21 protein-coding genes, 1 tRNA gene and 1 pseudogene are annotated in these 25,357 nt (G+C 34.2%); 2 read left to right on the forward strand and 21 right to left on the reverse strand.

The window, feature by feature from the left end; all coding sequences use genetic code 11:
- Window positions 1-214 precede the first annotated feature (214 nt).
- Window positions 215-613 (reverse strand): annotated as a pseudogene (locus tag CBF37_RS02065) (tyrosine-type recombinase/integrase); the annotation flags it as partial.
- A 568-nt stretch (window positions 614-1,181) separates the two neighbouring features.
- The gene (locus CBF37_RS02070) at window positions 1,182-2,396 is read right to left on the reverse strand and encodes a protein kinase family protein (protein ID WP_125983059.1); all 1,215 of its coding nucleotides are present in this window, start codon (window positions 2,394-2,396) and stop codon (window positions 1,182-1,184) included.
- Window positions 2,397-3,976: 1,580 nt separating this feature from the next.
- On the opposite strand from CBF37_RS02070, the gene CBF37_RS11840 reads away from it, so the two are divergent.
- Entirely contained in the window at window positions 3,977-4,105 is a 129-nt protein-coding gene (locus CBF37_RS11840; RefSeq protein ID WP_276309125.1) for a hypothetical protein, read from the forward strand.
- Between the two features lie 225 nt (window positions 4,106-4,330).
- Window positions 4,331-4,531 (forward strand): hypothetical protein, encoded by a 201-nt coding sequence (locus tag CBF37_RS02075; RefSeq protein ID WP_125983060.1) that lies wholly within the window; start codon window positions 4,331-4,333, stop codon window positions 4,529-4,531.
- 66 nt (window positions 4,532-4,597) lie between these two features.
- On the opposite strand, the gene CBF37_RS02080 is transcribed toward CBF37_RS02075, so the two are convergent.
- The 19 genes from CBF37_RS02080 to rseP all read right to left on the reverse strand — a co-directional run bounded on the left by CBF37_RS02080 (window position 4,598) and on the right by rseP (window position 25,356).
- Window positions 4,598-4,978, reverse strand: coding sequence for a phBC6A51 family helix-turn-helix protein (locus CBF37_RS02080; RefSeq protein ID WP_125983061.1), 381 nt, complete (start codon window positions 4,976-4,978; stop codon window positions 4,598-4,600).
- Window positions 4,979-5,006: 28 nt separating this feature from the next.
- Window positions 5,007-5,849 (reverse strand): major capsid protein, encoded by an 843-nt coding sequence (locus CBF37_RS02085; RefSeq protein WP_125983062.1) that lies wholly within the window; start codon window positions 5,847-5,849, stop codon window positions 5,007-5,009.
- A gap of 29 nt (window positions 5,850-5,878) precedes the next feature.
- On the reverse strand, window positions 5,879-7,414 hold the full coding sequence (locus CBF37_RS02090) for a phage portal protein (protein WP_125983063.1): 1,536 nt from the start codon (window positions 7,412-7,414) through the stop codon (window positions 5,879-5,881).
- The gene (locus CBF37_RS02095; protein WP_125983064.1) at window positions 7,398-7,973 is read right to left on the reverse strand and encodes a hypothetical protein; all 576 of its coding nucleotides are present in this window, start codon (window positions 7,971-7,973) and stop codon (window positions 7,398-7,400) included. Before CBF37_RS02095 ends, CBF37_RS02090 begins: the two co-directional genes overlap by 17 nt.
- Window positions 7,966-8,400: a hypothetical protein gene (locus CBF37_RS02100; RefSeq protein ID WP_125983065.1), complete on the reverse strand. Its 435-nt coding sequence runs from the start codon at window positions 8,398-8,400 to the stop codon at window positions 7,966-7,968. The genes CBF37_RS02095 and CBF37_RS02100 overlap by 8 nt, the downstream gene beginning before the upstream one ends.
- A 13-nt stretch (window positions 8,401-8,413) precedes the next feature.
- The gene (locus CBF37_RS02105; protein ID WP_125983066.1) at window positions 8,414-8,656 is read right to left on the reverse strand and encodes a hypothetical protein; all 243 of its coding nucleotides are present in this window, start codon (window positions 8,654-8,656) and stop codon (window positions 8,414-8,416) included.
- 82 nt (window positions 8,657-8,738) lie between these two features.
- The gene (locus tag CBF37_RS02110; protein ID WP_125983067.1) at window positions 8,739-9,068 is read right to left on the reverse strand and encodes a hypothetical protein; all 330 of its coding nucleotides are present in this window, start codon (window positions 9,066-9,068) and stop codon (window positions 8,739-8,741) included.
- A gap of 26 nt (window positions 9,069-9,094) precedes the next feature.
- The gene (locus tag CBF37_RS02115) at window positions 9,095-9,568 is read right to left on the reverse strand and encodes a helix-turn-helix domain-containing protein (protein WP_125983068.1); all 474 of its coding nucleotides are present in this window, start codon (window positions 9,566-9,568) and stop codon (window positions 9,095-9,097) included.
- Between the two features lies 1 nt (window position 9,569).
- Complete coding sequence (locus tag CBF37_RS02120; RefSeq protein WP_125983069.1) at window positions 9,570-9,914, reverse strand: hypothetical protein; 345 nt, start codon at window positions 9,912-9,914, stop codon at window positions 9,570-9,572.
- Between the two features lie 35 nt (window positions 9,915-9,949).
- Window positions 9,950-10,023 (reverse strand) — tRNA-Arg (locus tag CBF37_RS02125).
- A 1,594-nt stretch (window positions 10,024-11,617) separates the two neighbouring features.
- Window positions 11,618-11,905, reverse strand: a complete 288-nt coding sequence (locus CBF37_RS02130; protein ID WP_125983070.1) for a hypothetical protein — start codon at window positions 11,903-11,905, stop codon at window positions 11,618-11,620.
- Window positions 11,906-11,995: 90 nt separating this feature from the next.
- Window positions 11,996-12,985, reverse strand: coding sequence for a tyrosine-type recombinase/integrase (locus CBF37_RS02135; protein WP_125983071.1), 990 nt, complete (start codon window positions 12,983-12,985; stop codon window positions 11,996-11,998).
- Window positions 12,986-13,160: 175 nt separating this feature from the next.
- A complete protein-coding gene (locus tag CBF37_RS02140; protein WP_125983072.1) occupies window positions 13,161-13,496 on the reverse strand; it encodes a metal-sulfur cluster assembly factor in 336 nt (111 codons plus the stop codon).
- 98 nt (window positions 13,497-13,594) lie between these two features.
- Complete coding sequence (lysA, locus tag CBF37_RS02145) at window positions 13,595-14,905, reverse strand: diaminopimelate decarboxylase (protein ID WP_125983073.1); 1,311 nt, start codon at window positions 14,903-14,905, stop codon at window positions 13,595-13,597.
- A 46-nt stretch (window positions 14,906-14,951) separates the two neighbouring features.
- Window positions 14,952-17,288 (reverse strand): HAD-IC family P-type ATPase, encoded by a 2,337-nt coding sequence (locus CBF37_RS02150; protein ID WP_125983074.1) that lies wholly within the window; start codon window positions 17,286-17,288, stop codon window positions 14,952-14,954.
- 116 nt (window positions 17,289-17,404) lie between these two features.
- Window positions 17,405-17,836 carry a hypothetical protein gene (locus CBF37_RS02155; RefSeq protein ID WP_240626641.1) on the reverse strand — a complete coding sequence of 144 codons (432 nt, stop codon included), beginning with the start codon at window positions 17,834-17,836 and terminating at the stop codon, window positions 17,405-17,407.
- 93 nt (window positions 17,837-17,929) lie between these two features.
- On the reverse strand, window positions 17,930-22,267 hold the full coding sequence (locus tag CBF37_RS02160; protein ID WP_125983075.1) for a PolC-type DNA polymerase III: 4,338 nt from the start codon (window positions 22,265-22,267) through the stop codon (window positions 17,930-17,932).
- Between the two features lie 81 nt (window positions 22,268-22,348).
- Complete coding sequence (locus CBF37_RS02165; RefSeq protein ID WP_125983076.1) at window positions 22,349-24,049, reverse strand: proline--tRNA ligase; 1,701 nt, start codon at window positions 24,047-24,049, stop codon at window positions 22,349-22,351.
- A gap of 26 nt (window positions 24,050-24,075) precedes the next feature.
- Window positions 24,076-25,356, reverse strand: a complete 1,281-nt coding sequence (rseP, locus tag CBF37_RS02170) for an RIP metalloprotease RseP (protein WP_125983077.1) — start codon at window positions 25,354-25,356, stop codon at window positions 24,076-24,078.
- Window position 25,357 lies beyond the last annotated feature (1 nt).

A 25,357-nucleotide genomic window follows, 5' to 3' on the forward strand; every position in this document is an offset into this window, starting at 1 on the left:
CCGATATATTCCTTTTAGAGAAACCATTTTTTAAGTTTCTTCGTAGAAAAATAAATATCTTATTCTTTGATACCTTTCAAAATTAATTTTTTCTCGATTTTTAACTATCTGCTGTATTTGATATTCTTTTGTTTCCAGGTATTTCTTTAACTGGGTTGATAGATTTAGGAGCAATCTTGGCCGTGTTTTTCATTTTTCCATAGTAAAAACCATTAAAAAAAGTTAGTTTCTTTGCAACAGCTAACATTTCTTTAATTTCTTCATCGTTAAACGTTTGAACAACCACTTGTCTTTCTTTAACCCACTTTACTCTTAGGCAAAGATTTTTATCATATTCCAAATATTCCTCATCTACACAATATCTAAAAAAAGCCCTAATACTTCGTAAATGGTTATTTACATAGGTTTCTGAACTACCTTCTTCTAACTTCTTTATTAAAAATTTACGTATATCTTTTGGAGTAATATCCTTTACCTTATATACTCCATCACTATTTAATTCTTTAAAAAACAAATTTAATAATTTCTGATGTTTCTTTATTGTCTTTGCTAAAAGTCCTCTTGCTTTATCATTAAACATCATTTCTTCCAATAAATCTTCTAATTTTTCCATAACAAAAAAACTCCTCCATTAACTTATTAGTTAACGAAAGAGCTTATTATTTTTTGTCATTTTAATTTAGAATCCAATCAAAATTTGACTCTTTTAGTAAGTAATCCATGACACTAAAAATACATTTTGGATACCACACTAGGCGAGTAATTTACTCATCAAATTATAACCAAAATATCTACAAACGTTGATTTATCTCTACTTAATCCCTAACGAAATTCTAGCATATCTGCTCATTCTATCAGTCGTCCATGCAGGGTACTTTTCATTCAACAGTTGAGATCAGTTCATAACTTTTATATAAATACTTATGTGATACCTTTTATTCTCAGTTAATATAACATGAAACAAACAGAAAAACAACAGTGATTTTAAAGGGACTACCTACACAACAGCCTCTTTTTTTATACAACAAGTCACATTTAAGTTCATAGAGAGCCTCTCTGCTGCTTTTAAATATTATTAAGTGGTTAAGTTTACACAGATTACCATAGAAACATCACTCCATCCCAAGAAATACATAAAAAAGACTGCAAGCCATTAAGAGTCACAGTCCTTGATTATTAAATTAATTCCATACTGTGCTTATATACTTTTTTTGTAATTCATCTAAACTTTCAGCTCTTTTATTCAAATTTCCATTCATTCCATATTCTAAGAAATTTTTTTGACTTTGATTTCTAAAATTACTTAAATTTTCTCTGCCTGTCATTACAAAAAAGATAATTTGTGTAAATGCATAAATTTCATCTTGGATATTATACTTATCTACACCTTTAAGTTTTAAGTTAGGATCATTCAAGCTACCTTGAAAAATAGTCTCTGCTCTAGTCAATTCACTATCTTTATCTTTAAAGTAACCAAAATCAAGAATTTTAGCGATAACTGTTCCATCATCATAAGGTTTAATCATAATATTAGTTACTGATAAATCTCTGTGAAACTTCTCTTTTGAGTGTATGTACCTTAATGCTGAGAACAGTTGATTTATAATGCTTTTTCTAACTTTAATATCTAATGTAGTATTTCTTCCTTTTATATATTTTTTTAATGTGTAGGGTAAAAACTCCATATAATATTCATTTTTCTGGTCATCAAATTGATAAACTTCTGCAATATATGGTGATGATAGATTTTTCATCAATTCATACTCTTTTTTAAATCTTTTTAATTCATCATCTGACAGATCTTTTTTTGCTGATTTTATTATTATATGACAATTATAGAATGGATCTTTATATTTATAAACATTAGCATATGAACCACTAGCATGTAACTTTATTGAAGTCTTATCAAGATTACTACCACTGTTCAAACCAGATGAAATATTTTTTGTAGTTTCTAAAAAAAATATTTGAGAATATTCTTCAATTTTTATTGTTTTATATTTATTTTCTACACTTGTTGCTCCATTTTCATTTAGAAAATTATATACATATCTAAGCATTTCATCATATTTCTCATCTATATAAAAAGAGTTCTCAGTCCCTTTGAGAGCTCTTCTAAAATTTAAATAAGATGTTAAAAGTCTATAAAATGTTTGACTTTCTGCAGAGTGGACATAAAAGCTACCAAATGGGTCTTTTTGTTTTCCTTTTTCAGATTGTTGATTTAGATATACAAACATAATATTAAAATTTAAGTGAAAATATCCAAATAAAAATCTAATTTTTTCATTCTCAATGTCCAAATATAGCTGTTCCTCAGAAATCTCACCCAAACTAACATGTTCCATTTCCCATATATCATCTAATGTTTTGCTAAGAAAATAATCAACATTCATTTAATCACTCCAAATTGTATTTACTGAAATCAAACTGCCTCTATTTTATTATAGAATGTTTATCTTTTATTATCTACCTTGTTTTAACACAAATACTCTACATGAAATTATCTTAATTCTTCTTTATTTGATTAATCAATTTTACTCAAATAAAAAACATGAGTAAGCAACTTAGATCTAAACTCTCCACTTGTCCTCATCATTACATGCTGATTATAAAGTAATACTGTTATATGTCTGTATTTAGTGTTAATTATTTTAACAAAGTTACTTAAAGCTTGCTATATCAACAGTTCTGAGGTTGCTCTTTCTAACTGATAAGCCTGTTGCCTATGCCTCCCTACTGACTCCCCCTGTAAGGAAAGGTTTTTTCCATTGTGTATCTGTTAGGGTCACAGTATGTCCAGATATTGATGCCCCCTCCACCATGAGCCCCCTGCACTTCTGATTGAGCTTTTTCCTGTCTGAAAACAACTGAAATATAACTGATTAAATAACAAAAATAATAAAAACTGTTTGTGTTTTTATGCAATTAAAACTATATTTGGTTAACATAATACCTATTTTACCTAGTTGATAGAGTTACCACCTAACCTCTGTAACCCTTGAGGCTGTAGGCACTCACCTCTCTATGAGTAACTTTCTAATAATTTATTTTATTCATTAATTATGCATCTAATATACAAAGCTTATAACAGCAAGGTTTCTGAGTCCTCATTGTTTTCTTAGTTGACTTGAGCTTGCATATAATTAAATAACATTAAACAACAGATGAGTCTGAGCCCCTCTGCCTCCCTCAGTCTTGACAGTATAAAAAGTTTTACCCCATTGAGCAGGAGGCAAGGCTGCCAGACAGTAACTCTCTCTCTCCCTTTTAACTTACAGAGCCCCTCAGAAAGAAACCCTCCCTCTTTAAATATAGAGCCCCTCTTTTAAAACTGAGCCCCCTGCTTTTAACTGAGCCCCCCTCTCTCTATCTTTCTATACAGTCCCCCTCTTTTAAAAAGTACCCCCTACCTATTTATACAGCCCCCTATCCCTATACTTGAAATAGAGTCATAGAGTCATCAGAGGTCTCCTGCTTACTAAGAGCATCCTCAGACACTTACAGACATACACACAGACTGATACTCTCTATCTGATACCTCAGACACATACCTGTATCACAACAGACAAACACTTGTATATCAAGGCTTGATGGCTACTGCATGCCTATACTGATACAGTTCACTTTCACTGTTGAGATGTCTCACAGACAGATGACTGACCAACTGCTGAGGACTTACTGCTTGTTATATCCATCAGTGACATACTTGAAATATAAGAGCATCCCCTCTGTTTTAAATGATGCCCCCTGTTAAATATCAGGTCATAAACTGTTGAATATTTACACAGAAATATCCATCTTAAAAAGTAGAGTTCCCACATTAAAACTGAAAAACTGGTTGCTGATATGACTGAGATTGTAAGGAGTGAAAAGCAATAAAAAGATAAAAAAGTGTAACATTTCTTACACAAAAGTCTTGCATTTATATGCCATGTGTTATATAATTAAAGAGTAGAGAGGAGGGAAACAGTTCATGAGTAAGAAAAAGAAACACAAAAAAAGCTCTAATGAGGACAAAACAGTCAAAGTGATACTGCTGATTACTGGCATAATCAACCTATTAACTGCACTGACTAACCTCATTAAAGCTTACATAGGATAAGGGAACAGGGCTCTAAGCCCTCCCCTTTAAATAAATTATAACATAATACTCATGAATGACTAAATAAAAAAGGATCACACAGGAAAGGATGGATCTCAAGATGGCACACAGAAACAACAGAAAAAAAGGATCTGACAGATGGATCTTGATTGCAGCACTGACAATCTCAGTGACTGCTTTCATTATCTCACTTGTAACACTATTCATGTAAAGGAGGGCACACTTGTGACCAGTAACAAGAGAAAGACCTCAGATGCCCAGATAAGAGCTATCAGGAACTATGAGGCAAAGAACATTGAGCAAAAGAGATATAACTCAAAGAAATCTGCAGCAAAGAACTTCATACTCAAGACAGCAACTGATGAGGACTTGCAACTGGTCAAAGAGTGGCTGCAGCTGAGAGAGGATCATGGATTGATCCAATAATATCCAGATAACAACAAAAAAAGCAGGAGAGCCACTGAAAAAAACAGTGACCCTCCTTTTTTTATTCTATTTCACACCTAAGTCATCAAAAATCTCATCAAGAGATCTCTCATCATTGACAGTGATGTTTTGGTCTATTACATCCCTAAACTCTCCCTGTGACTTCATGACAAGCTCTGACAGTTTGACTTTTGTGCCCTCTTTGGCTCTTGGATTGTTCAAAGTCTTTCTGATAAAGCTGTAAACATCTGCAAGTGTTGCTCTGTTGAGCTCTCTTGCTTGGTTAACCAGTTCATCATTAAACTCTGGCAATTTCTTCCACTTGTAAAGAGTTGCAGGGCAGATCCCTACTTTTTCAGCAATCTGCTTGTCAGTCATGCCATAAAAGTCCTTAGCAACAAGAAAAGTGATTGCATCAAGTTGTTGTGTTGTTAAATCTTTAGCCATTTAAAAGCCCCCTCTCTATTTATTTTTTCTAAGAAATAATTTTAACAATTGCTCTATCATCAAGAACTGCTAAACCAGTAAACCATTCAATCCTTGTTTTAACTTTAGGTGAAGTGCCTACATTCCCTAAAGGAGTAACTAAGATACCACCATTTTGAATCCCACAAACACCTGAGTCCTCAGACAATTTTACAACATAGATATTATTAACCTCATCACCCATCATTTCATCATCCAGATCAACAATTGTCATATCTCCATATTGTTTCACTTGAACACCAAAATCATTCCTAGCTTTAGTGATTAAGCCTCTATTGTTATTTGTTAATGTTCTTCTCATAGATTTACTCATTATTACTGCATTTGGTTCTCCATGAATCATGTCTACTGCAAAATCAATATCATCAGTTATTACTCCCATGCTTTGTATTACTTGTTTACTAATAACTCTTTTAGATAAACCATTGAATGAATGAATATCTTTCTCTAAATCTCCAAATAAAAATGTTTTCTCATAAGTATTGGCAAGAGCTTTAGTTCTTAAACTAATCTCAACTGCCATTAGATCATTAATATCTGAAAATACTTGTGCTTGGTAAGTGTCAACAATAGCCTCATCACCTAGAATAGCTAAGGTCTCAACTCTATTCTCAATTTCAATTTTTTGTGGATCATAACTCTCACCAATAGCTCTAAACTTCACTTCTGGTATATTCTTCTGCATATTATAGCTGTACCCTGATCCAGAAATATCTTTAAAAGGCAATAATGCTAAGATCTTAGACTCCTCACCTAAAATCTCAATAACTCCTGACTGTAATGTTTCAGTTGTTAATTTTAAAGACTCCTTTAATGTTAAAGATAAACTCATCTATATTTCCCCCTCTTATTATCTAGTAACTAAAAAACACCCTCCCCTGCAGGGCTCTCAGGCTCTACAGGATCAGATGTCTCCTCTCTGTTGTTAAACTGTGGATATTCATTGAACATGTTTGGAGTCACTTGAGGTGGATTGTCTCTCTCAGTTTCCTGAGTAATTCTTTCAATCTCAGCATCAGCCTGCTCCTCTGTCATGTTATTAAGTTGCATGATAGCTGTTTTCTGTGACATTGTTGGCTTGCTGCCTGTTCTAATTGCTGCAATGTTTGCCTCTGCCATGTCATCAACTGGTAAACCATCCTTAAACTGTAGAATAGGAACAACAGGCATATACTTTCCATCACCTGTCACATTATCCAATTGCTGTGCTACCATATAAACTTGTTTTAAAGCTTTATCATAGTATTGTCTTTTTCTGTTTACTTTTGACAATAGTGGGATCATTCTTGTCTTAATTGCAAGACCTGTGTTTCCTGATGTCCCTGAGTCCTTTCTGCCTATTGCAACAGGTGGGATCTCTGCAGCCATCAACAGATTATCAATCAATCTGTCAAGTTCTGAGTATGCCTCTTGGAGTTGTCCATTCCAAGTGATGTACTGTGGCAGGATCTCATTTGTCCCTTGTATCTCAAAGACTTTCTCTTTTGATACATTAAAAATTGGATTGCCTAGATCATCAACCTCCATGACTCCTGCAGGAATAGCCATTGCAGGGTTTGAGTGCATATCCAAGATAGCTGCAATTTGAGAAAGTCTGTTGTTAATCTCATCAAATAGTGACTTATGTTCTGACAGATCATCTTGACCCTCCCATGAGTCAGTGGCAATGTTTGGAACATGGATGACAAGTGGCATGTTGATGCCTGTGTATTCCTCATATACTTGACCAATCTGTCCATCAATTTTCCACCCTGTAGCATATCCATATCTGTCTGTCTCAGTAACTGACATCTTATGGCTGTGATATAAAATCTTGCCTGCAAAATGACTCTCAACTTTTAAGATCCATGATTCCTCATTGCCATCATATACTGGCACACAAACATGAAACACTCTGATCTTTCTCTTGTCATGAGGAAAGGTCTCAGGAAAGACCTGCTCTGCTTGTAAGTTCTCAATTAATACTTTTGATGGATCAGTCTCTTGAGGCAGTTCTCCTGCCCACTCCTGTCCATATCTTACTTTATAAAAAGAGTCCCCTTTGATAGCATTATTCAAAGCAGACTCATAATTTGTGATATTCATATAGTTGTTACCTGTGAACTTGTCCAAAGCAACCTGCTCATCTGAGTGGTCATCTTTCCCTGCACTTACTTGCACAGCCTCACCAAGCAACAGATCTGCTGATTTCTTGCAGATGATGCCTGAGAGATTAAGTGACACATACAGATTGCTGTTAGGGTTAAAATTATACTTATCAAAGATGTCTTTATATTCACCCTTAAACATTTTCATATTCTCTTTATATCTGTTTATCCTTTCTTTATGTGAAAGGAAAGGGAATGCAGTGCCTTTGGCAAAACTGATCCCTGAGTTTAACTCAGACAATATACTCATCTACATTATCAGCAAAACCCTTTAGATCCATATAAATTTTACTATCAGGTAAAAAACAACTAATTCTATCTGATGGTGAGAAATTACTGTTTAACATATGACCTATATCTGTCATTTCTGAAACATATTTTTCTACTGAATATCTAAGATATTGACTAACTTCATATGTTTGATCTAAATTTGCTAGGCAAGCATACTCTTTATATAGTTTCCATAGTTCTAAAACCTCTTTTTTGTAAGTAACATACTCCTTTTTAATCTCACTTACTAATTTTGTAGCATTTTCATATAGAAATGTATCTGCAACTTGTATTCTTTCATGTAACTCAGCTTGAGTCAGTGTATTCCTAGTGCCTGTAACCTTGTTCACTAAAGTTTTTAGGGTTTTAATATCTTTAGGCACATTATCAACTGGCAACTGAGACTCAGTTTTCTTTTTTAGCCCCTCTTTTGTCTCATTGACCTCTGTTACTAGCTCTTTTAACTCTGTCACTTTACTTTCCAATTTTTTATCATCAGGTAATTGAATTTCAGAAACATTATAAGTCAACTTAGTCATCTTTATTACCTCTAAATAATTCTTTTGTAAATGACTTTTGATCTCCTGTATCACTTTCAATAACAGTTACCAAAGTATCTTCTTTAAATGGCTGTAAAGTTCTAACTAATTGGATTAGATCTTGATATTTATGATATTCTTGTAATGATTTTTCATATCCTTTAGCTGCAAAGTCTGAAATAAATCTGTTTTCTCCAAACTCTTTAACTAGTTCAGACTGTAATTTTGATTGTTCTCCTAAAATATCTAAAATCACCATTCTTAGCCCATTTGTTCCCATATAAATATCATTCTGATTTTCTAAAATAAACTTCTCTGGCTCTTTAAGAAAGTTCTCCTTAAATTGTTCTTCTTTTTTTCTCTTATCTTCTTGATTTTTTAAGTATTCACTAAAGCCATTTTTTACATGCTCAATTGCACTACTCATTTTTTGTTTCCTCCTATTTTTTTATTTTAATTAATTTTTCAGCTTTGTAAGCCTGTTTCTCTTCAATTTCTTTTTTATGTTTGTTCACTGAATAATTTAGAGCTGATCTTGTTATACCAAGACTTTCAGCAACTTTCCCTTGTGAGATAGCAAAAGTATTTTTTAAATATATTGCTATTTCAGCCATTTCATAAGTTGTTAATTTTCTTGGACAAAACTCTTTTAAAATCAGTTCTTCTTTTTCTTTACTTAACATTCAACCTCACCCCTATGATCATTTTTAGTTCTCATCTATAAGGGCAAAAAAATTGATACTTTTCAAGTCATCAGTCAAAATTTTATACATTTTCTTGTATTTTTTTCTTTTTTTGGTTATTTATAGTTCTCATTCTTTCAGCAGCTTGAGCTCTTTGTTCATCAGTCATTTTCCTTTTTCCTCTCACACTTACATTTACATCCTCAGGAAATACACCTGATAAGTAAACAACTCTGTCATTAGAGTCCTTATAAAAATGAGATTTTTCTGGGTCAACAACTTTTCCATATTTAGTTATATGAGTAGGAACATCTGTAGTTATAGTCCATTGATTTAGCTCTCTATCAAAAATAATCACTGTTTCTTGTTCTGATTTAGGTGTAGCCTTGTATCTATATTTAATATCTGTCATTTATTTTTCCTCTTTTCTATCATTTCTTATTCAAAAACTGTTTCAATATCAATTGGCATGTCTACTTCATCAAAAAAATAATTATTTTTATCAAAATTTCTTGTATTTTTCTCTTTTGTAACCCTTAAAATTGGCTTTCCACCAATCTTAATATCTTGTAAATCATTAATAGACTTAATCACTGTTGTTCTGGATAACCCTGTCATTGCACATATTCTTCTTTGGCTAGGAAATGCTTTTCCTTTGTAATTCATATGTGCTGCAATAACCAGTAACACTGCAAAATTGATTGCAGCTGATGCTCCTTTATTTTTAACTTCATCATTACCTAAGTTTCTAATCAGACCAGATCTAAGCTGATCAGTAGAAAGACATAAATATATGTTATTCTCTATTTCATCAGTATCCTCAAAATATTCAGCTCTAAGCTCAGTTTTTATTACAACAGGAGACATTTCTTCCCTGTTTAACATAGAAAATTCCTGTTCTTTATTGGTCATTTCAATTCCCTTTCTCTTTTTTAGCAGTTGCTGTTGCAACTTGTCTTGCTTTCTTAGCTTGCCCAAAAGACTTAAAGACACCAAAGTCTCTGTCTGGATAAACTGGTTTCACTCCATCCTTGATTGCAACTGCTACCTTATGACTTGCAACCACTGCAACCTGTGTGAACTGTGTTTCTGTTGTTACTCCTGCAGGCAAGGCTTTTGTTTCTTTGAAAACTTTTTCCTCTGCCTTAGTCAACACTTTTGAAAAAGAAGTGAAAGGCTTATTAAGATCTACAACTGCCCATCCTTTTCCACCTTTTAACTTTTCAATTCCTAGTTTCTTTTTGTTATCTGTTGCCATATATAAAAACCTCCATGAGATTGTATTTTAGTAAACCTCCACAGTAGGACTTGAACCTACATTACCTGCATTAGAAGTGCAGTGCATTATCCAGTTATGCTATGCAGAGTAAGAGAGATAAGAGGCTTGAGCTTTGAACTTGTTTGGAAGAATGAAAAATAAAAAAAAGAAAGATTATTTGTTATAAGAAAGTAACTCTCAAGCCCCTTATATTACTACATAGGAACAAACTACATACCTTGTGACATAAAAACACAAAAAAACAGTCCAATATTTAATAATGAACTGTAATCAACTTATATATATACTGTTTTTATAGTATTAAAGTAATACTGTTATATGTCTGTACTTATGGTTCATACAACATACCAATTAAAAGTAAAATGAGTAAAAAAGTTACACTATTATTAACAAGCAGCTATGTCATTTTGCATTTTGTTACTTTTTTACCCACTAATACTCTTTAAAGATAAAAAAATAAAGATATATAAATGCATGTATTTCATGTGTAAAGAAGTTACACTTTGACAATAAATTCTATTGAAAGGCTGTTATATCAATGTTTATAAAACAAGAACAAAGAGACAAAATCTTTCCCTTTCAGGGCATACTGTCCAAAGACTACCCATTTTGTGAAAAGTAATAACAAAGTGTTAAAAATATTAACACTAAGTATTTACTAAAATAATAAAAGATTTAAAGAAAAGTATGTATTTAGTGTAAAGAAGTTTAACATAATGACATAAACAAACATTGAAATGCTGTTAAATCAATATTTATAACTATATTGTTAAAATGCAAAATTAAAGTTTCTAATTATGCTCTAGCTAATGAAATCAATTTAATTGATTACTTAATCATATAAAAGAAATTAGAATGACTTTTTTTACTTGTTTTCCTCACTAATATATGGAGTTTTTACAAATGATCTTTTATATATATATATTTACCTTAATTAAAACAAAAAGATAAAAAAATACATTTATAGACTAGAATTTTTAATAACCTCTTTTTGGTTGTCTCTGATACTTTATGTGAAACTTGATACCATTGTCATAATAATATATATAAGCCCATACAAGGGCTATAAATGACTTTATGTAGGTTTTAACTCTTGCTTGAAAGGGTTTTAGGCAGACTCCACCCTTAGACAGCTAAAAAAGTGCTAAAACTGCCATTAAATAATAATTTTAGTATAGACTAGCCATCTTTTACACTCTCACCTTGCCCTTGAGAAACCTGATTACAGCACCTTGAGATTATTTCAGGATCATAATGTCCTAAGAGGTCAAGACTTTAAAAACACCCCTCATGTATAGCTGTAAACAGGAAAGACAGCCCACAAAAGGACTCCCACCTGCACCTTTTTGATAGTCTGGTAGTAACTCCCCAGAGAAACTCAACAGATAACTCACTATCATAGGAATGTATCTCATTCCATCTGTTGCCTGTCAGTTTTTTTGGATCAGTCCTGCAGCAGACTCACTCTCATTGTGTTGTAGCTCACTGACTACTTTTAACACTTCCACAGCCAAAGAAAGTCCTTAGGTGGCTGACCAGTCAAAGATGCCCCCTCCTTGAAAAAAAGAGGGATGCCCTTTATAATAGGTATATCTGGTTTATTCAGATATGACTGGTTTATTCAATTATAGTGGTTGGATCTAGTCATTTTGTCTCCTGCTACCAACAGGAGGCTTTTTTATTTATCTGTTGTTGCTTAAAATCTCATGCTCAACTGTCAAAAGAGAGTCAGTATCATATAAATCATTATCATCAGTAATCATCATTGGTTCTTCATATCCTTTTAGTTTAAAAGCCAATTCAATAGAGCCTCCAACAATGAATATTTCTTCACATTCAGTAGTTAATGTGTGGTATAGTTCAGCATCTTTACTTTTAATACTCTCTAAATAACTATCCAGACTTACTTTTACAGTCTCCAATAACATTGCATCTTGTATTCTTTCTTTTCCTGTTAATTCAATTTTCATTTTTATTTCTCCTCTTTATTGGTATTTTTTTATGTAATTTATTTGTAATATTGTATTTTTTGTAATTAATTTGAAATTTTGTAATCTTCTTTACTTTTTATTTAAATTCATGAGAGGGCTTTTTTCCATCCCCCTCTCTAGGACTGTATCTGAGCTTATTGATTTTAAATAAGTCTCTGTTGTCTTTATAGATGTATGCCCAAGTAAAATCTGTAAGTCATAGATATTTGCCCCTAAATCAAGTTGTTTCTGTGTAAAATAATGCCTAAATGTATGAGGGCTCATCCTAATTGATGGATCACAACCTGCATCAGAACCAATTTGAGTTACAAACCTTTCTGCCATATCAACAGATAGCTTGTCACCTGTCTTGCTTACAAATATATAATCATTCTTTAAAGCAGTATTTTTATTGGAAAAATAGATTTTTTTTGCTCTGTCATACTTAATTTTTTGCTTTGCAACAAGAGGTGAACAGTAGACACTCCTATCCTTTTTTCCCTTTCCTCTGTTAATATAGACAGCCCTGTCTGTGATGTCAGTCTCTCTCAGATTAGTCAGCTCCCCCACTCTAATTCCTGTATCTGCAAGTAACAAAATCATGAGTCTATTCCTTTCAGCCACAAACCATGACATATGACCCCTGCTTTTTGTGACTTTTTTCTTAGTCTCCTTAGTTTTACTCTGAGTATGATTAACCATTTTAATGACATCATTATCAGACCATGCCCTAACCTGTTTTTTCTGTTCTTTCATCCACTTAACTTTAGTGACAGGATTATTCTTTTCAAGGATGTACTCCTCATCAACTGCAAAACTAAATAATGCCCTAATACATCTTAGAAATACATTGACATAAGACTCTGCTGCACCACTGTCATTCTTAAACACCATGAATTGCTTTATGTGTACTGGTTTAACTTCTGATACTTTTGTGATTCCAAAATGCTCATCTAAGTAAGTAAAAAACATCCTTAAAACTTTATTATTCTTTGCAATAGTTCTACAAGTAAGCCCTCTAGACCTGTCATTAAGTTCCATTTCAGCTAATAACTCAGCTAAAGATATTTCTATAAACACAAAAAAGACCTCCTCACCTTTTAAATTTAAAAGGCAAGCAAGTCTAGTTGCTCAACAAGTGAGGTGTCCATCCCAAATGTAAAGATCTGTGGGACTTCTTACTTATTGTCTGTATTTATATAAATTTACTGTTGAAACACTGTTAAAAACACTGTCAAACCCTTGCTATGACTGGCTACTTAATTCCTAATGATATCCTCGCATATCTGCTCATTCTATCAGTCGTCCATGCTGGGTACCAAACTAATTTAACATCCACATCTTTGACGGCATCAATTTCTTTAACGGCTTGATGAATTTGTTCGGTTAAGACATCTGCAAGCGGGCAACCCATCGTAGTCAGGGTCATCTTAATTTCACAATAGCCATTTTCGGCTAAGTTTACTTCATATATTAGTCCTAAATTAACGATATCAATCCCTAATTCAGGATCAATAACTGTTTCTAATGCTGCCATTATATCTTCTTGGATTTCTCCTATTTCTTCAGTTGTCCATTTTTCTTCACTCATGTTATGTTGCCTCCTCATGACATTCAATCACTATAATAATACCCGAGAAGTAGTTGTTTGTAAATTAACAAAGTCTAAATTTTTTGTCTTTTGTATCTCTATTTTAAGTCGTTATCAAGTAGTATTAGATCAGCCCAGGTTTCACGTCGAAGTACTAACTGACTTTGACCATCTTCCACAAATACAACTGCTGGTTTAGGATTCCGGTTGTAATGATTTGCCATAGAGTAACCATAAGCTCCAGTTGTCAACATGGCAAAAATATCTCCAGTATTGGCATGTGGTAATTCTATATCTTCAATCAGCCGATCTCCACTTTCGCAATATTTACCAACAATAGTCACAGTTTCCGTTGGATTATCATATGCTCGATCAGCTAATAGACCTGTATATTTCGCCTGATATAAAGCAGGTCGAATATTATCACCCATTCCACCATCTACTGCGACAAATGTTCGAACATTTGCCACCTCTTTTCGTGACCCGACAGTATACAATGTTGTCCCTGCCTCAGCAACAATGGAACGCCCAGGTTCAATCCAAATTTCAGGAATTGGATAATCAGTAGCTTTAGATAATCTCTTTACTTCTTTTATCATTTTTTCGACATACATCCGTGGTTCTAATGGCGTATCCTCTTTGGTATAACGGACTCCAAAGCCGCCACCTAAATTAAGAACATCCGCGACATAATCATACTGGTGACGCCAATCAACTAAAAGAGACATCATCTGTTCTGTTGCTGCAGTAAAACCAGATGTATCAAAAATTTGTGAACCAATATGGCAATGGATGCCCGCCACTATTAATTGATTATCTGCTAATGCTTTTACTAAAGCTTCTGCTGCCTGACCGCTTTTTACATCAAAACCAAATTTTGAGTCTTCTTGACCTGTCAAAATATAATCATGTGTATGTGCATCGACTCCAGGAGTCACTCTTAAAAGGATCGTCTGAATCTTATTTTTTACCTTTACCAAACGACTAACAATGTCTAATTCATTAAAGTTATCAATCACTATTGTACCTACTGCCGAATCAATAGCATATTCAAGCTCAGCAGGTGTCTTATTATTGCCATGAAACTCTAACATACTTGGCTCAATGCCTGCAGCTAGTGCTGTAAATATTTCACCGGAAGAAACAACATCAAAACCTAGGCCCTCATTTTTAAGAAGTTGATAGATTGCTTTACAGGAAAATGCTTTGCTCGCATACATCACTTTATGTGGAGTACCAAATGTGTCAAATGTCTGTTTAAAACCACGAGCCATTTCTTTCATCTTAGCAACATCATAAATAAAAAGCGGTGTCCCATACTCTTTTGCTAAATCACTGGCAAGACAACCGGCGATTTCCAATTGACCGTCTTCTGTAATTTGACTAGTTCCAAATAATACATGTGACATATACGTTCATCTCCTTAGATTAATAAGTTTTAATCATTTTACCATATTAATTTAATTTACCCAACAACTTATGAAATAATCCTTTTAATAGGTAAAACAATGGATAAGCGCATATTGTCAGCGGAATATAAAGAATCATCAATTTAACATTTATCAGAGACACTAAAGAGAATAGTGTTTGACCAAAAATGAAAACCATTAAAAATAGCATAATCAGTACAGCAATCATTGTCCTAATCTTCCACGTCATTGGTTGAGCAATATACATTAAAGCTGTAAAACAAACAACACCAGTCAACCAAACAGTTATTGTTGAGCGCTCAGCGTAATTCCAACCATTCATTCGTCCAAACACTTCAATAAGAAGAGCCATAATCGCCACACTGCATCCACTAGCTAATGTCGGTTCAAAGACATTCTTTAAAAATTTTCCTTTTATTGGTGCCGTATTAGGACGCAAAGCTAGGAAAAACGATGGAATTCCGACAGTTAACGAATTGATAGGACTTAATTGAATCGGTTGAAACGGATACGATGTAGATAGAAAGATAAAGATAGCGGCTAAAATCATCGAATATATTGTTTTTGTCAAATATAGAGAGGCTACCCTTTGAATATTATTAATAACTTTACGTCCTTCTAAGACCACATTCACCATAGAGTCGAAATTTGAATCAAGCAACACAAAATCAGCAATTCCTTTTGCTGCATCACTTCCGTTTGACATGACAATGCTGCAGTCTGATTTTTTTAATGCCAAGATATCATTTACGCCATCGCCTGTCATACCAACCACATGACCATCAGCTTGTAATGCCTCGACTAATAATTTTTTTTGCTCTGGTGACACTCTGCCGAAAATACGATTATCTTTAACCAGCTCAGGTATCTTGCTATCATGAACTTGGCTCATATCAATTTTTTGTTCCGCATCAGCAACACCCACACGACGTGCAATTTGACTGACAGTTTCCGGATGATCTCCCGAAATAATACAAACGTCTACTGATTGCTTCCGAAAATAATCTAATGTTTGTGGAGCTTCTACTCTAATTTCATCTTCTAAAAATATAAATCCGACAAGAGTCAAATCCGATGGTAAAGTTGTCGTTAATCCAGAAGAGGCAGAATGTGCAACAGAGATGATCCGTAAACCATGAGACATCGCATCTGACATCTTTTTCTGTTGCGGAGTCGTATAAGAGTTAAATAAAAATTCCGGGGCTCCCATATAAAAGCTACCAACATCTTGGTATGATACTGCACTCCATTTTCGTGCTGAAGAGAAAGGTATCTGGCCAGTAGTAATAAGAGACGTATCATCTTTAATAAAATGCGTCATTAAGGCTTGACCTGTTGCATTATCTTCATTCAAATCGCTAACAAGGCGACTGACTAATACTTCAAATGTCATATTATTAACAATCGTTGTAAATTCTTCATACTCAATTACTTTCAATTTACCACTAGTTAACGTACCTGTTTTATCCAAACATAGTATGTCAACTCTAGCTAATGTTTCAATAGATCCCATGGTTTGAACCAAAACATTTTGCTTGCTTAACTTAATCACACCCACCGCTAAAGCAACAGATGTTAATAATACTAATCCTTCAGGAATCATACCTAAAGTCGCAGCTGTGCTACCTAAAATTGCCTCATCAATCTGCGTACCATTAAGCAGACTAGTTATCATTAGAACGGCCCCTACGGGAATAATTACAAAACTTAATAAACGAATTATTTTTTTCATCATTTGTACAAGTTCGCTATAAATATCAGCGTCTTGTTTTGCTGCCATTGTTAATTGATAAGAATAGCTCTTTTCTCCTACTCCAACAGCCTGCATAATCCCCTGGCCGCTAATAACAAAACTGCCTGAATATACCTCATCTTCATTCTGTTTTTCAATCGGATTGGATTCTCCAGTAATTTGAGACTCATCACATTCAATACCTTCTGTTTCCACGATTATTCCATCAACAATAATTTGCTGACCACGTTTAATTAAAATTAGATCATCTTTGACCACTTCGTCTTGATTGATAGTCTGTGTCTGATAGTTTCTAATAACTTCAACTTTTGCTTGATGCAAAATTTTTAAAGAATCAATATTTCGTTTTGCTTTCAACTCTTGATATATTCCAATAATTGTATTTGTTACAATAACACCTAGAAAAAGTAAGTTTTTAAAACTTCCAGTATAAATAATAAAGCCTGCCATAATCAAATTGATTAGATTGAATAAGGTTACACTATTGTCTAAAATAATTTGACTTAACTTGCGTGTTGTTGAAGGTATCGCTCTATTAACCTCACCTAGTACCAATCTGCGTAAAACTTCTTCATCATTTAACCCGGGGTATTTTTTCTTTTCTGTCATATTTATCCCTCTTTTAGTCACATTACTATAAATTAAGGATAACAGATTTCATCAAAATACCAAAAAAAAAAGACGACGACCGTAGCTTACCAAGTAAGCTACGGTCAATCGGTCCTCTATTTCATAATTAATTGTGTAATTCTTTGAATACTAAACGCTATTTCATCAGTTGCTGCATCTTGATTAGCTTCTGATGTATTAAATCCATTCACATCCACACCACTTTCAGTAACTGCTTCAACCATATCTTTACAAGCTACTACATAAGTATCAAAAGATTTTTGAAATTTCTTATGAATTCCTAAGACTTTAACTGGTGCCTTTAGTTTAGCAATTTCTTCTACCAATACATCATACTTAGCAGTTCCTTGCATAAATACATCATGCACGCTAGTTAAAGTTGCTGTGTCTAGACTATCTACTTTATTCGAATCAATTGCTTGACGAATCACTTCGTATGAATCGTTCATTTCTTCACCTATATTTTCTGATTCAGTTACGATACTATTTATCATACGAATATAATAACCAGAATTTGGTTTTTTCACTTAATCTCCTCCTAGTTTTAATTACCGTATCTATTTTACACTTTTTATATAAAAATAGCTATATTTACTTAAACTTTTTTCATGTCTATTTTCCTACATCATATCAAATAAAGACAATTGATTTTCATCAGGTAAATCTTCAAGAACACCATTCTCAGTCATATATTCAATAATTGTTTTGCTCACCTTACCTCGATTAGACAAATCCTCTTTTGATAAGAATTCCTGTTCTTCTCTAGCAACCATAATTTGCTTAGCAACATTCATCCCTAAACTCGGTACTGAACGAAAAGGAGCAATTAACGTATTGCCTTCAATTACAAAATTTTCAGCATCTGATTTATATAAATCAATCATTTGGAATTCATACCCACGTTCAATCATTTCATTCGCTAATTCTAATACAGTTAATAAATTTTTTTCTTTCGTAGAGGCGTCCATACCTTTATCCATGATTTCCTTCATACGCAATTTAACAGCTTCTTTCCCCTGACTCATCGCAACAATATCAAAATCATCTGCACGTACAGAAAAGTATGCTGCATAATACAGAATCGGGAAGTGGACCTTAAAGTAGGCCACACGTAATGCCATAAGCACGTAAGCAGCAGCATGTGCTTTAGGAAACATATATTTTATTTTAAGACATGAATCAATATACCACTCAGGCACATTATTGGAGCGCATTTCAGTTTGCCAGTCGTCTGGAATACCTTTACCTTTACGAACACTTTCCATAATTTTAAAAGCCATCCCATCCTCTAAACCAGCATGCATTAAATAAACCATGATATCATCACGACAACCTATTACCTCAGCTAAGGTTGTCTCACCTTGACGAATAAGTTCCTCCGCATTTCCTAGCCAAACGTCTGTCCCATGAGACAATCCTGAAATTTGTAATAATTCTGCGAAGGTCGTCGGCTTGGTCTGTTCCAACATTCCTCGAACAAACTTTGTTCCAAATTCAGGGATACCTAATGTACCAGTTCGTGAGTATATTTCTTTTTCTGTTACACCCAATACTTCTGGCCCAGCAAAAATCCGCATTACTTCAGGGTCATCTGTTGGAATAGTTTTGGGATCAATACCAGATAAATCCTGGAGCATTCTGATGACAGTCGGATCGTCATGACCAAGAATATCAAGTTTAAGTACATTATCATGAATCGAGTGAAAATCAAAATGAGTTGTTTTCCACTCAGAGTTTTGATCATCTGCCGGATATTGTATCGGTGTGAAATCATAAACATCCATATAATCTGGAATAACAATTATTCCCCCGGGATGCTGTCCTGTCGTTCGTTTAACTCCTGTTGAACCTTTTGCTAGACGATCAATTTCCGCACCGCGTAATGTCAAATTATGATCCCTCTCATATCCCTTTACAAAACCATATGCTGTTTTATCTGCAACTGTACCGATTGTTCCCGCACGAAAAACGTAATCTTCACCAAAAAGAACCTTCGTATAGTTATGTGCTTGCGGTTGATAATCTCCCGAAAAGTTTAAATCAATATCAGGTACTTTATCCCCATGAAATCCTAAAAAGGTTTCAAAAGGAATATCGTGACCATCTTTTGCTAAACGCTCACCGCAATTTGGACAAGTCTTCTCTGGCAAATCAAAACCTGAACCATAAGAACCATCTTCAAAAAATTCAGAATAACAGCACTTTGGACAGCGATAATGTGGCGGTAATGGATTAACCTCTGTAATACCAGTCATTGTTGCTACTAAACTAGATCCGACAGAACCACGTGAACCAACTAAATAACCATCTTGTAAACTCTTATGCACCAGCTTTTGTGATATCAAATAAATTACTGAAAATCCGTTCCCATTGATACTTTTTAATTCTTTTTCAATTCTTTTCGCCACAATATCCGGCAATTCTTCACCATACAGACGATGTGCTTCCGTATAACTTAAATTAGTTATTTCATCCTCCGACCCTTCAATTTTTGGTGTATATAAATCCTGTTTTACGGGGACCACTTCTTCACATATATCGGCAATACTTTGAGAATTTGTCACAACAATTTCTTTAGCTTTAGCTTCTCCCAAGAATGAAAATTCATCCAACATTTCATTTGTCGTTCTAAAATGTACCTTAGGAAGTGAATATCGATTTAGAGGGTTTGCCCCTCCCATTGAATTAATCAGTATTTTCCGATAAATCGCATCTTCTTCATTTAAGTAATGAACATTACCTGTAGCTACAACAGGTATTTCTAGTTCATCACCAATCATCACCAGATTTTTAATGATGTCTTCCATATCATTCTCATTTTTAACGAGTTCTGCCTCAATTAATGGTGCATAGACTGGTTTTGGCATGACTTCAATATAATCATAAAATTTTGCACGTTTTTTTGCTTCTTCCACGCCTTTTTGCATCATCGCCTCAAAAATTTCACCATTACTGCAAGCAGAACCCACTAGCAATCCTTCACGATATTGATTTAATAATGAACGTGGAATACGTGGCACACGATAAAAATAATTTACATTTGATTTAGAAATCAATTTAAACAGATTTTTTAAGCCTGCCTGTGTTTTTGATAAAATCACCGCATGAAACGGACGTGCGCGTTTATAGGCATCGCCTTCACCAATATGCTGGTTCAACTCATCATGATACTCAACGCCAAAATCTTCATGGGCTTTCTTTAAAAATATCCAGCAAAGATGTCCTGTTGCCTCTGAGTCATATATAGCACGGTGATGCTGTTCAAGGTTTATATTATATTTTTTTGACAACGTGTTTAAACGATGAGACTTCATATTCGGATGCAATAGACGTGATAATTCTAAAGTGTCAATAACAGGATTCGGTGCTTCCGGCATTTGGTATTTCTCGTAACTAGTGTTTAAGAATCCCATATCAAAACTAGCATTATGGGCAACTAAAATACAGTCGTCGCTAAAAATTTTAAATAATTCTAAAACTTCTTTTTCTGATTTAGAGCCACGGACCATGTCGTCAGTAATACCGGTCAAATTGATAGTAGTTTGCGACAAAGGATGACCAGGGTCAATAAATTGCTCAAACGTATCAATAATATTACCTTTATGCATTTTTACAGCTGATAACTCGATAATCGTGTCATAAACAGCTGATAACCCAGTTGTTTCCACATCAAAAACAACATAAGTCGCATCATTTAAATGAATGTGTTTCGGATTGTAAGCAATTGGAACTCCGTCATCTACGATATTTGCTTCAACGCCATAAATAACTTTAATGCCGTTAGCTTGACCTGCATGATAGGCATCAGGGAATGATTGGGCGCCTCCGTGATCGGTAATAGCTATTGCATGCATACCCCATTTACCAGCTTGTGTCACTAAATCTGTCGCACTATTTGTTGCATCCATCGTACTCATATTAGTGTGGAGATGAAGCTCTGCTCGCTTCTGACCATCCGGTGCTGTATCTTTTCTGATAGCATGTTTCACTTCCAACAAGTCTTGGCAATTCATCACTAAATCACGCATAAACGTATCTTCTTGGATACTACCTCTAACCCTCAACCAGCTACCTTTTTTAATGGCATCAAAAACAGCTACATCTTTATCATTATTGGAAAACTTTTTCACTGAAAAAGACGACGTATAATCTGTCATCTTTATAATTAAAATTTTTCGTCCAGATCTTAAATCACGAACCTCTTTATCAAAGACAAATCCCTCAATAGTAACACGGCGTTCCTCTTCAAAAATATTTCCCATTGGTGTTATCGGCTCGTCAACAGGTATCGAACGGCCGAGTTGAACAGGTCCTTCTAGAATGGGAACATCTTTATCTTTTAATTGTTTTTGTTTTTCATTCTTTTCGATAACCTCAGCTGCTTGCTTCATCATCTGCTCAGTTTGCTCTAATTGTTTCTCTCTAAAAGCCTGCTCTGTTTTTATAGCTTGCTCTTCATCAATGACCGCATTAAACTGAAGTTTTGGAAATCCATAAGACACAAATGTTTCACTGATCATCGGGAATATCTGCTGAGCTAAGTAGTCTTGCATTCCTTTATTTTCAACAACAACCGTTACACTATTCCCTTCGATAGTTGGCAATTGTTTTGACAACACCTGGTTAACAACTGGTCGAGAACAGTGCTCTGATTGTAAAACTTCCGCCCAATAACTTTGTAAAATTTCTTGTGATACTGCGGCATCATCAGAAAAAAGAGTAAGTCTAGTTGTCGCGATTTCATTAAAGGCTAACTCAATATGTTGCTCAATCAATTTATACAATTGAAACGGGAGAATTGATGGAAAATTTAATTGAAACGACCAAATCCGACTTTGCTTATGTACTGTCACTTTTACTACTTGACCTTCTTTTAGTATTGGATAAGCCTCTATTTCATCAACTAAGTTAATTTGCTGTAATAATTTACTAAATAATTCTTTTGGACTTAATGACACGTATTGTTCCCTCGCTTTCTCCCTTATTTTACATGAAAAAGGGTCCTAGCACACTATACAATGTACTAAAACCCAATAATCTTAATGATTTAAAATTTGCAATGTTTCCAATAATTCGTCACGGCGTACTTCAAGCATTGAACCAGTTTTGTTAATCTTCACTTCAACAATACCTTCCTCTGCCTTTTTACCGATTGTTATTCTAAATGGTGCACCCACTAAATCAGAGTCTTTAAATTTAACGCCTGCTCGTTCATTGCGATCATCAATCAATACTTCTTGACCTTTCTCTTCTAATTCAGCGGCAAGTTCTAATGCCAAATCCCATTGAACCTTATCTTTTGCCGAAATCGGAATGATATGAACATCAAATGGGGCAATTGTCTGAGGCCAGACAATTCCTTGTTCTGAACTGTTTTGCTCAACAATCGCTGATAATAATCGACTCACACCGATTCCGTAGCAACCCATTTCTATTGGAATCTCCCGTCCATTTTCATTTAAAACAGTTGCACCTAGTTTTTCAGAATAAAAAGTACCCAACTTAAAGATATGACCTAATTCAATGCCTTTAGCAAATTTCAATGTTCCTTGTCCATCAGGAGATACTTCTCCTTCATGAACTACACGAAGATCAGCATATTCAACATTAGTAAAATCACGTTTTGCAGAAACATTTATCAAATGATAATCTGTTTCATTAGCACCAACAGCAGTATTTTCGATACCTTCAACATATAAGTCGCCGACGATACGAATCCGTTCGTCTAAATCAATTGGGCCCAATGAACCAAAATGAGCACCTAAAAATTCTATCGCATTTTCATCATCTGCTGGTTCTAAAACTTTAGCACCTAAATAATTAGTCAATTTAATCTCATTTAATTCATGATCCCCACGAATAAGTGCCATAACTGGTTGACCATCAGCCATATAGAATAATGATTTTACAGTTTTATCAGGTGTTACTGAGATAAACTCGCATAACTCATTAATTGTACCAACACCAGGCGTATGGATTTTTTCTATATCCTGTAAGGATTCATATGATTTTTTTTCTTCAAATAAGCTTGTAGCCATTTCTAAATTTGCGGCATAATCACTTTCATTTGAGTAAACAATTGTATCTTCACCGATTTCAGAAATTGCCATAAATTCTTTGGAATCTTTACCACCCATGGCCCCGCCATCACCAATAACAATTCGGTAATCTAGACCACAACGATCAAAGATATTTATGTAAGCTTTTTCAAAATCACGAAAACCTTCATCGAGACTTTCTTGCGATGCATGAAATGAGTAGGCATCTTTCATAATAAATTCTCGGCCTCTTAATAAACCAAATCTAGGTCTCTTTTCATCACGATATTTTGCTTGAATTTGGTATAAAGATAATGGTAGCTGTTTATATGAACGAACCTCTGCAGCAACAACACTTGTAAATGTTTCCTCGTGTGTTGGTCCTAAAACAAATTCTTTGCTGTTACTATCTTTAAGTTTTAGCAAAGCGTCACCATAAGTTTCATAGCGTCCTGTCTGCTTCCATAATTCTGCTGGCACAACAGCAGGCATCAACATTTCATTTGAATCAATTGCGTCAAATTCTTCACGCATAATTGCCTCAATTTTTTTTAATACTCGATAAGCCAATGGTAAATAACTATAATATCCACTAGATACTTGTCGGATATATCCGCCTCGCAGCAGCATCTGATGACTGATTACCTCAGCATCACTTGGTACCTCACGCAGTGTTGGTATAAATAATTTTGATTGTTTCATTTACTTCCTCCAAATTTCTCCTTATTTTATCTAATAAAGAAACGATTAATATCGTTCCAAGTTACTGCCACCATTAACACAACAAGAACAACAACGCCAATCATTGTGATCATCATTTCTTTTTCCTGACTTAACGGTTTCCCCCTAATACCTTCAAGTAGATTTAAAATAATTTTACCACCATCTAGTCCTGGTAATGGAATCAGATTCATAATTCCAAGATTAACAGATAACATTGCTGTAAATGAAAGAACAGCAATAATACCGCTGTTTGAAACAGATTCTGATAGTTTAAAAATCATTACTGGTCCACCTAATTTGTTTAAGCTGAAACCTGTAATTAAATCTCCTAATGCTTTAAAGATAACAAGAGAGTTTGTAAATGTCTTGATGAATCCATCTTTAATTTTTCCAAAGAACGATAATGGTACAAAATCGTTAGAAATATTTATCCCGATTACACCGACCTTTGGATCTGTCTCACTTTTAACAGGTATGACTTCGACGTTTTTTTCTTGACCATTATTCGTTTTTAATTCTATCCTTAATTTATTTCCTGGATTTTCTGAAATAATCTTCGCCATACTTTCAAAGTCTTTTTGTTTTTGACCGTTTATGCTTAAGATTTCATCCCCAGGTTTTATATTTGCTTTTGCTGCGGGCAGTCCTTCAGCTACTCCCCCGATAACAGTAGATGTACTAGGTTCATAGGTACCACCTTGCATAAAGGCAACAATCACAAATAAAACAAACGCTAAGATAAAATTATTCATCGGTCCTGCTATATTCGTCATTAAGCGACGACCTAAACTAGCAGATTGAAATTGAACATCTCGTGGAGCTATCTGCACCTCAACACCATCTTCTTCAACAATTGTTGCATCATGATTGACCGGATAGCGTTTTTCTTGTGTTTCATCTCCATTTTCATACGCTCTAATAAACAGTTGATCCTCTAAATCAGTCTCCAAGATTTCAACTGGTATAGAATTCTCTAATTGAACCTTTTTGCTCTGATTGATTTTAATAACTTCACCGTTATTGTTTAGAACTAGAGAAACCGGCATTCCAGGAGCTAACTCAACATCTTCATCTCCTTCGCCTGCCATTCGAACATATCCTCCGACAGGCAGCAGACGAATAGTATAAGCTGTTCCATTATGCCGATGCGAGAATAATTTAGGACCCATTCCAATTGAAAATTCACGAACTAAAATTCCACCCCGTTTTGCAAAAATGAAATGACCAAATTCATGAATTAACACTATCAAACCAAATACAAATATAAAAGTAATTAATGTTTTCATT

It is taken from the genome of Vagococcus vulneris, assembly GCF_003950515.1.
Classification (GTDB): domain Bacteria; phylum Bacillota; class Bacilli; order Lactobacillales; family Vagococcaceae; genus Vagococcus; species Vagococcus vulneris.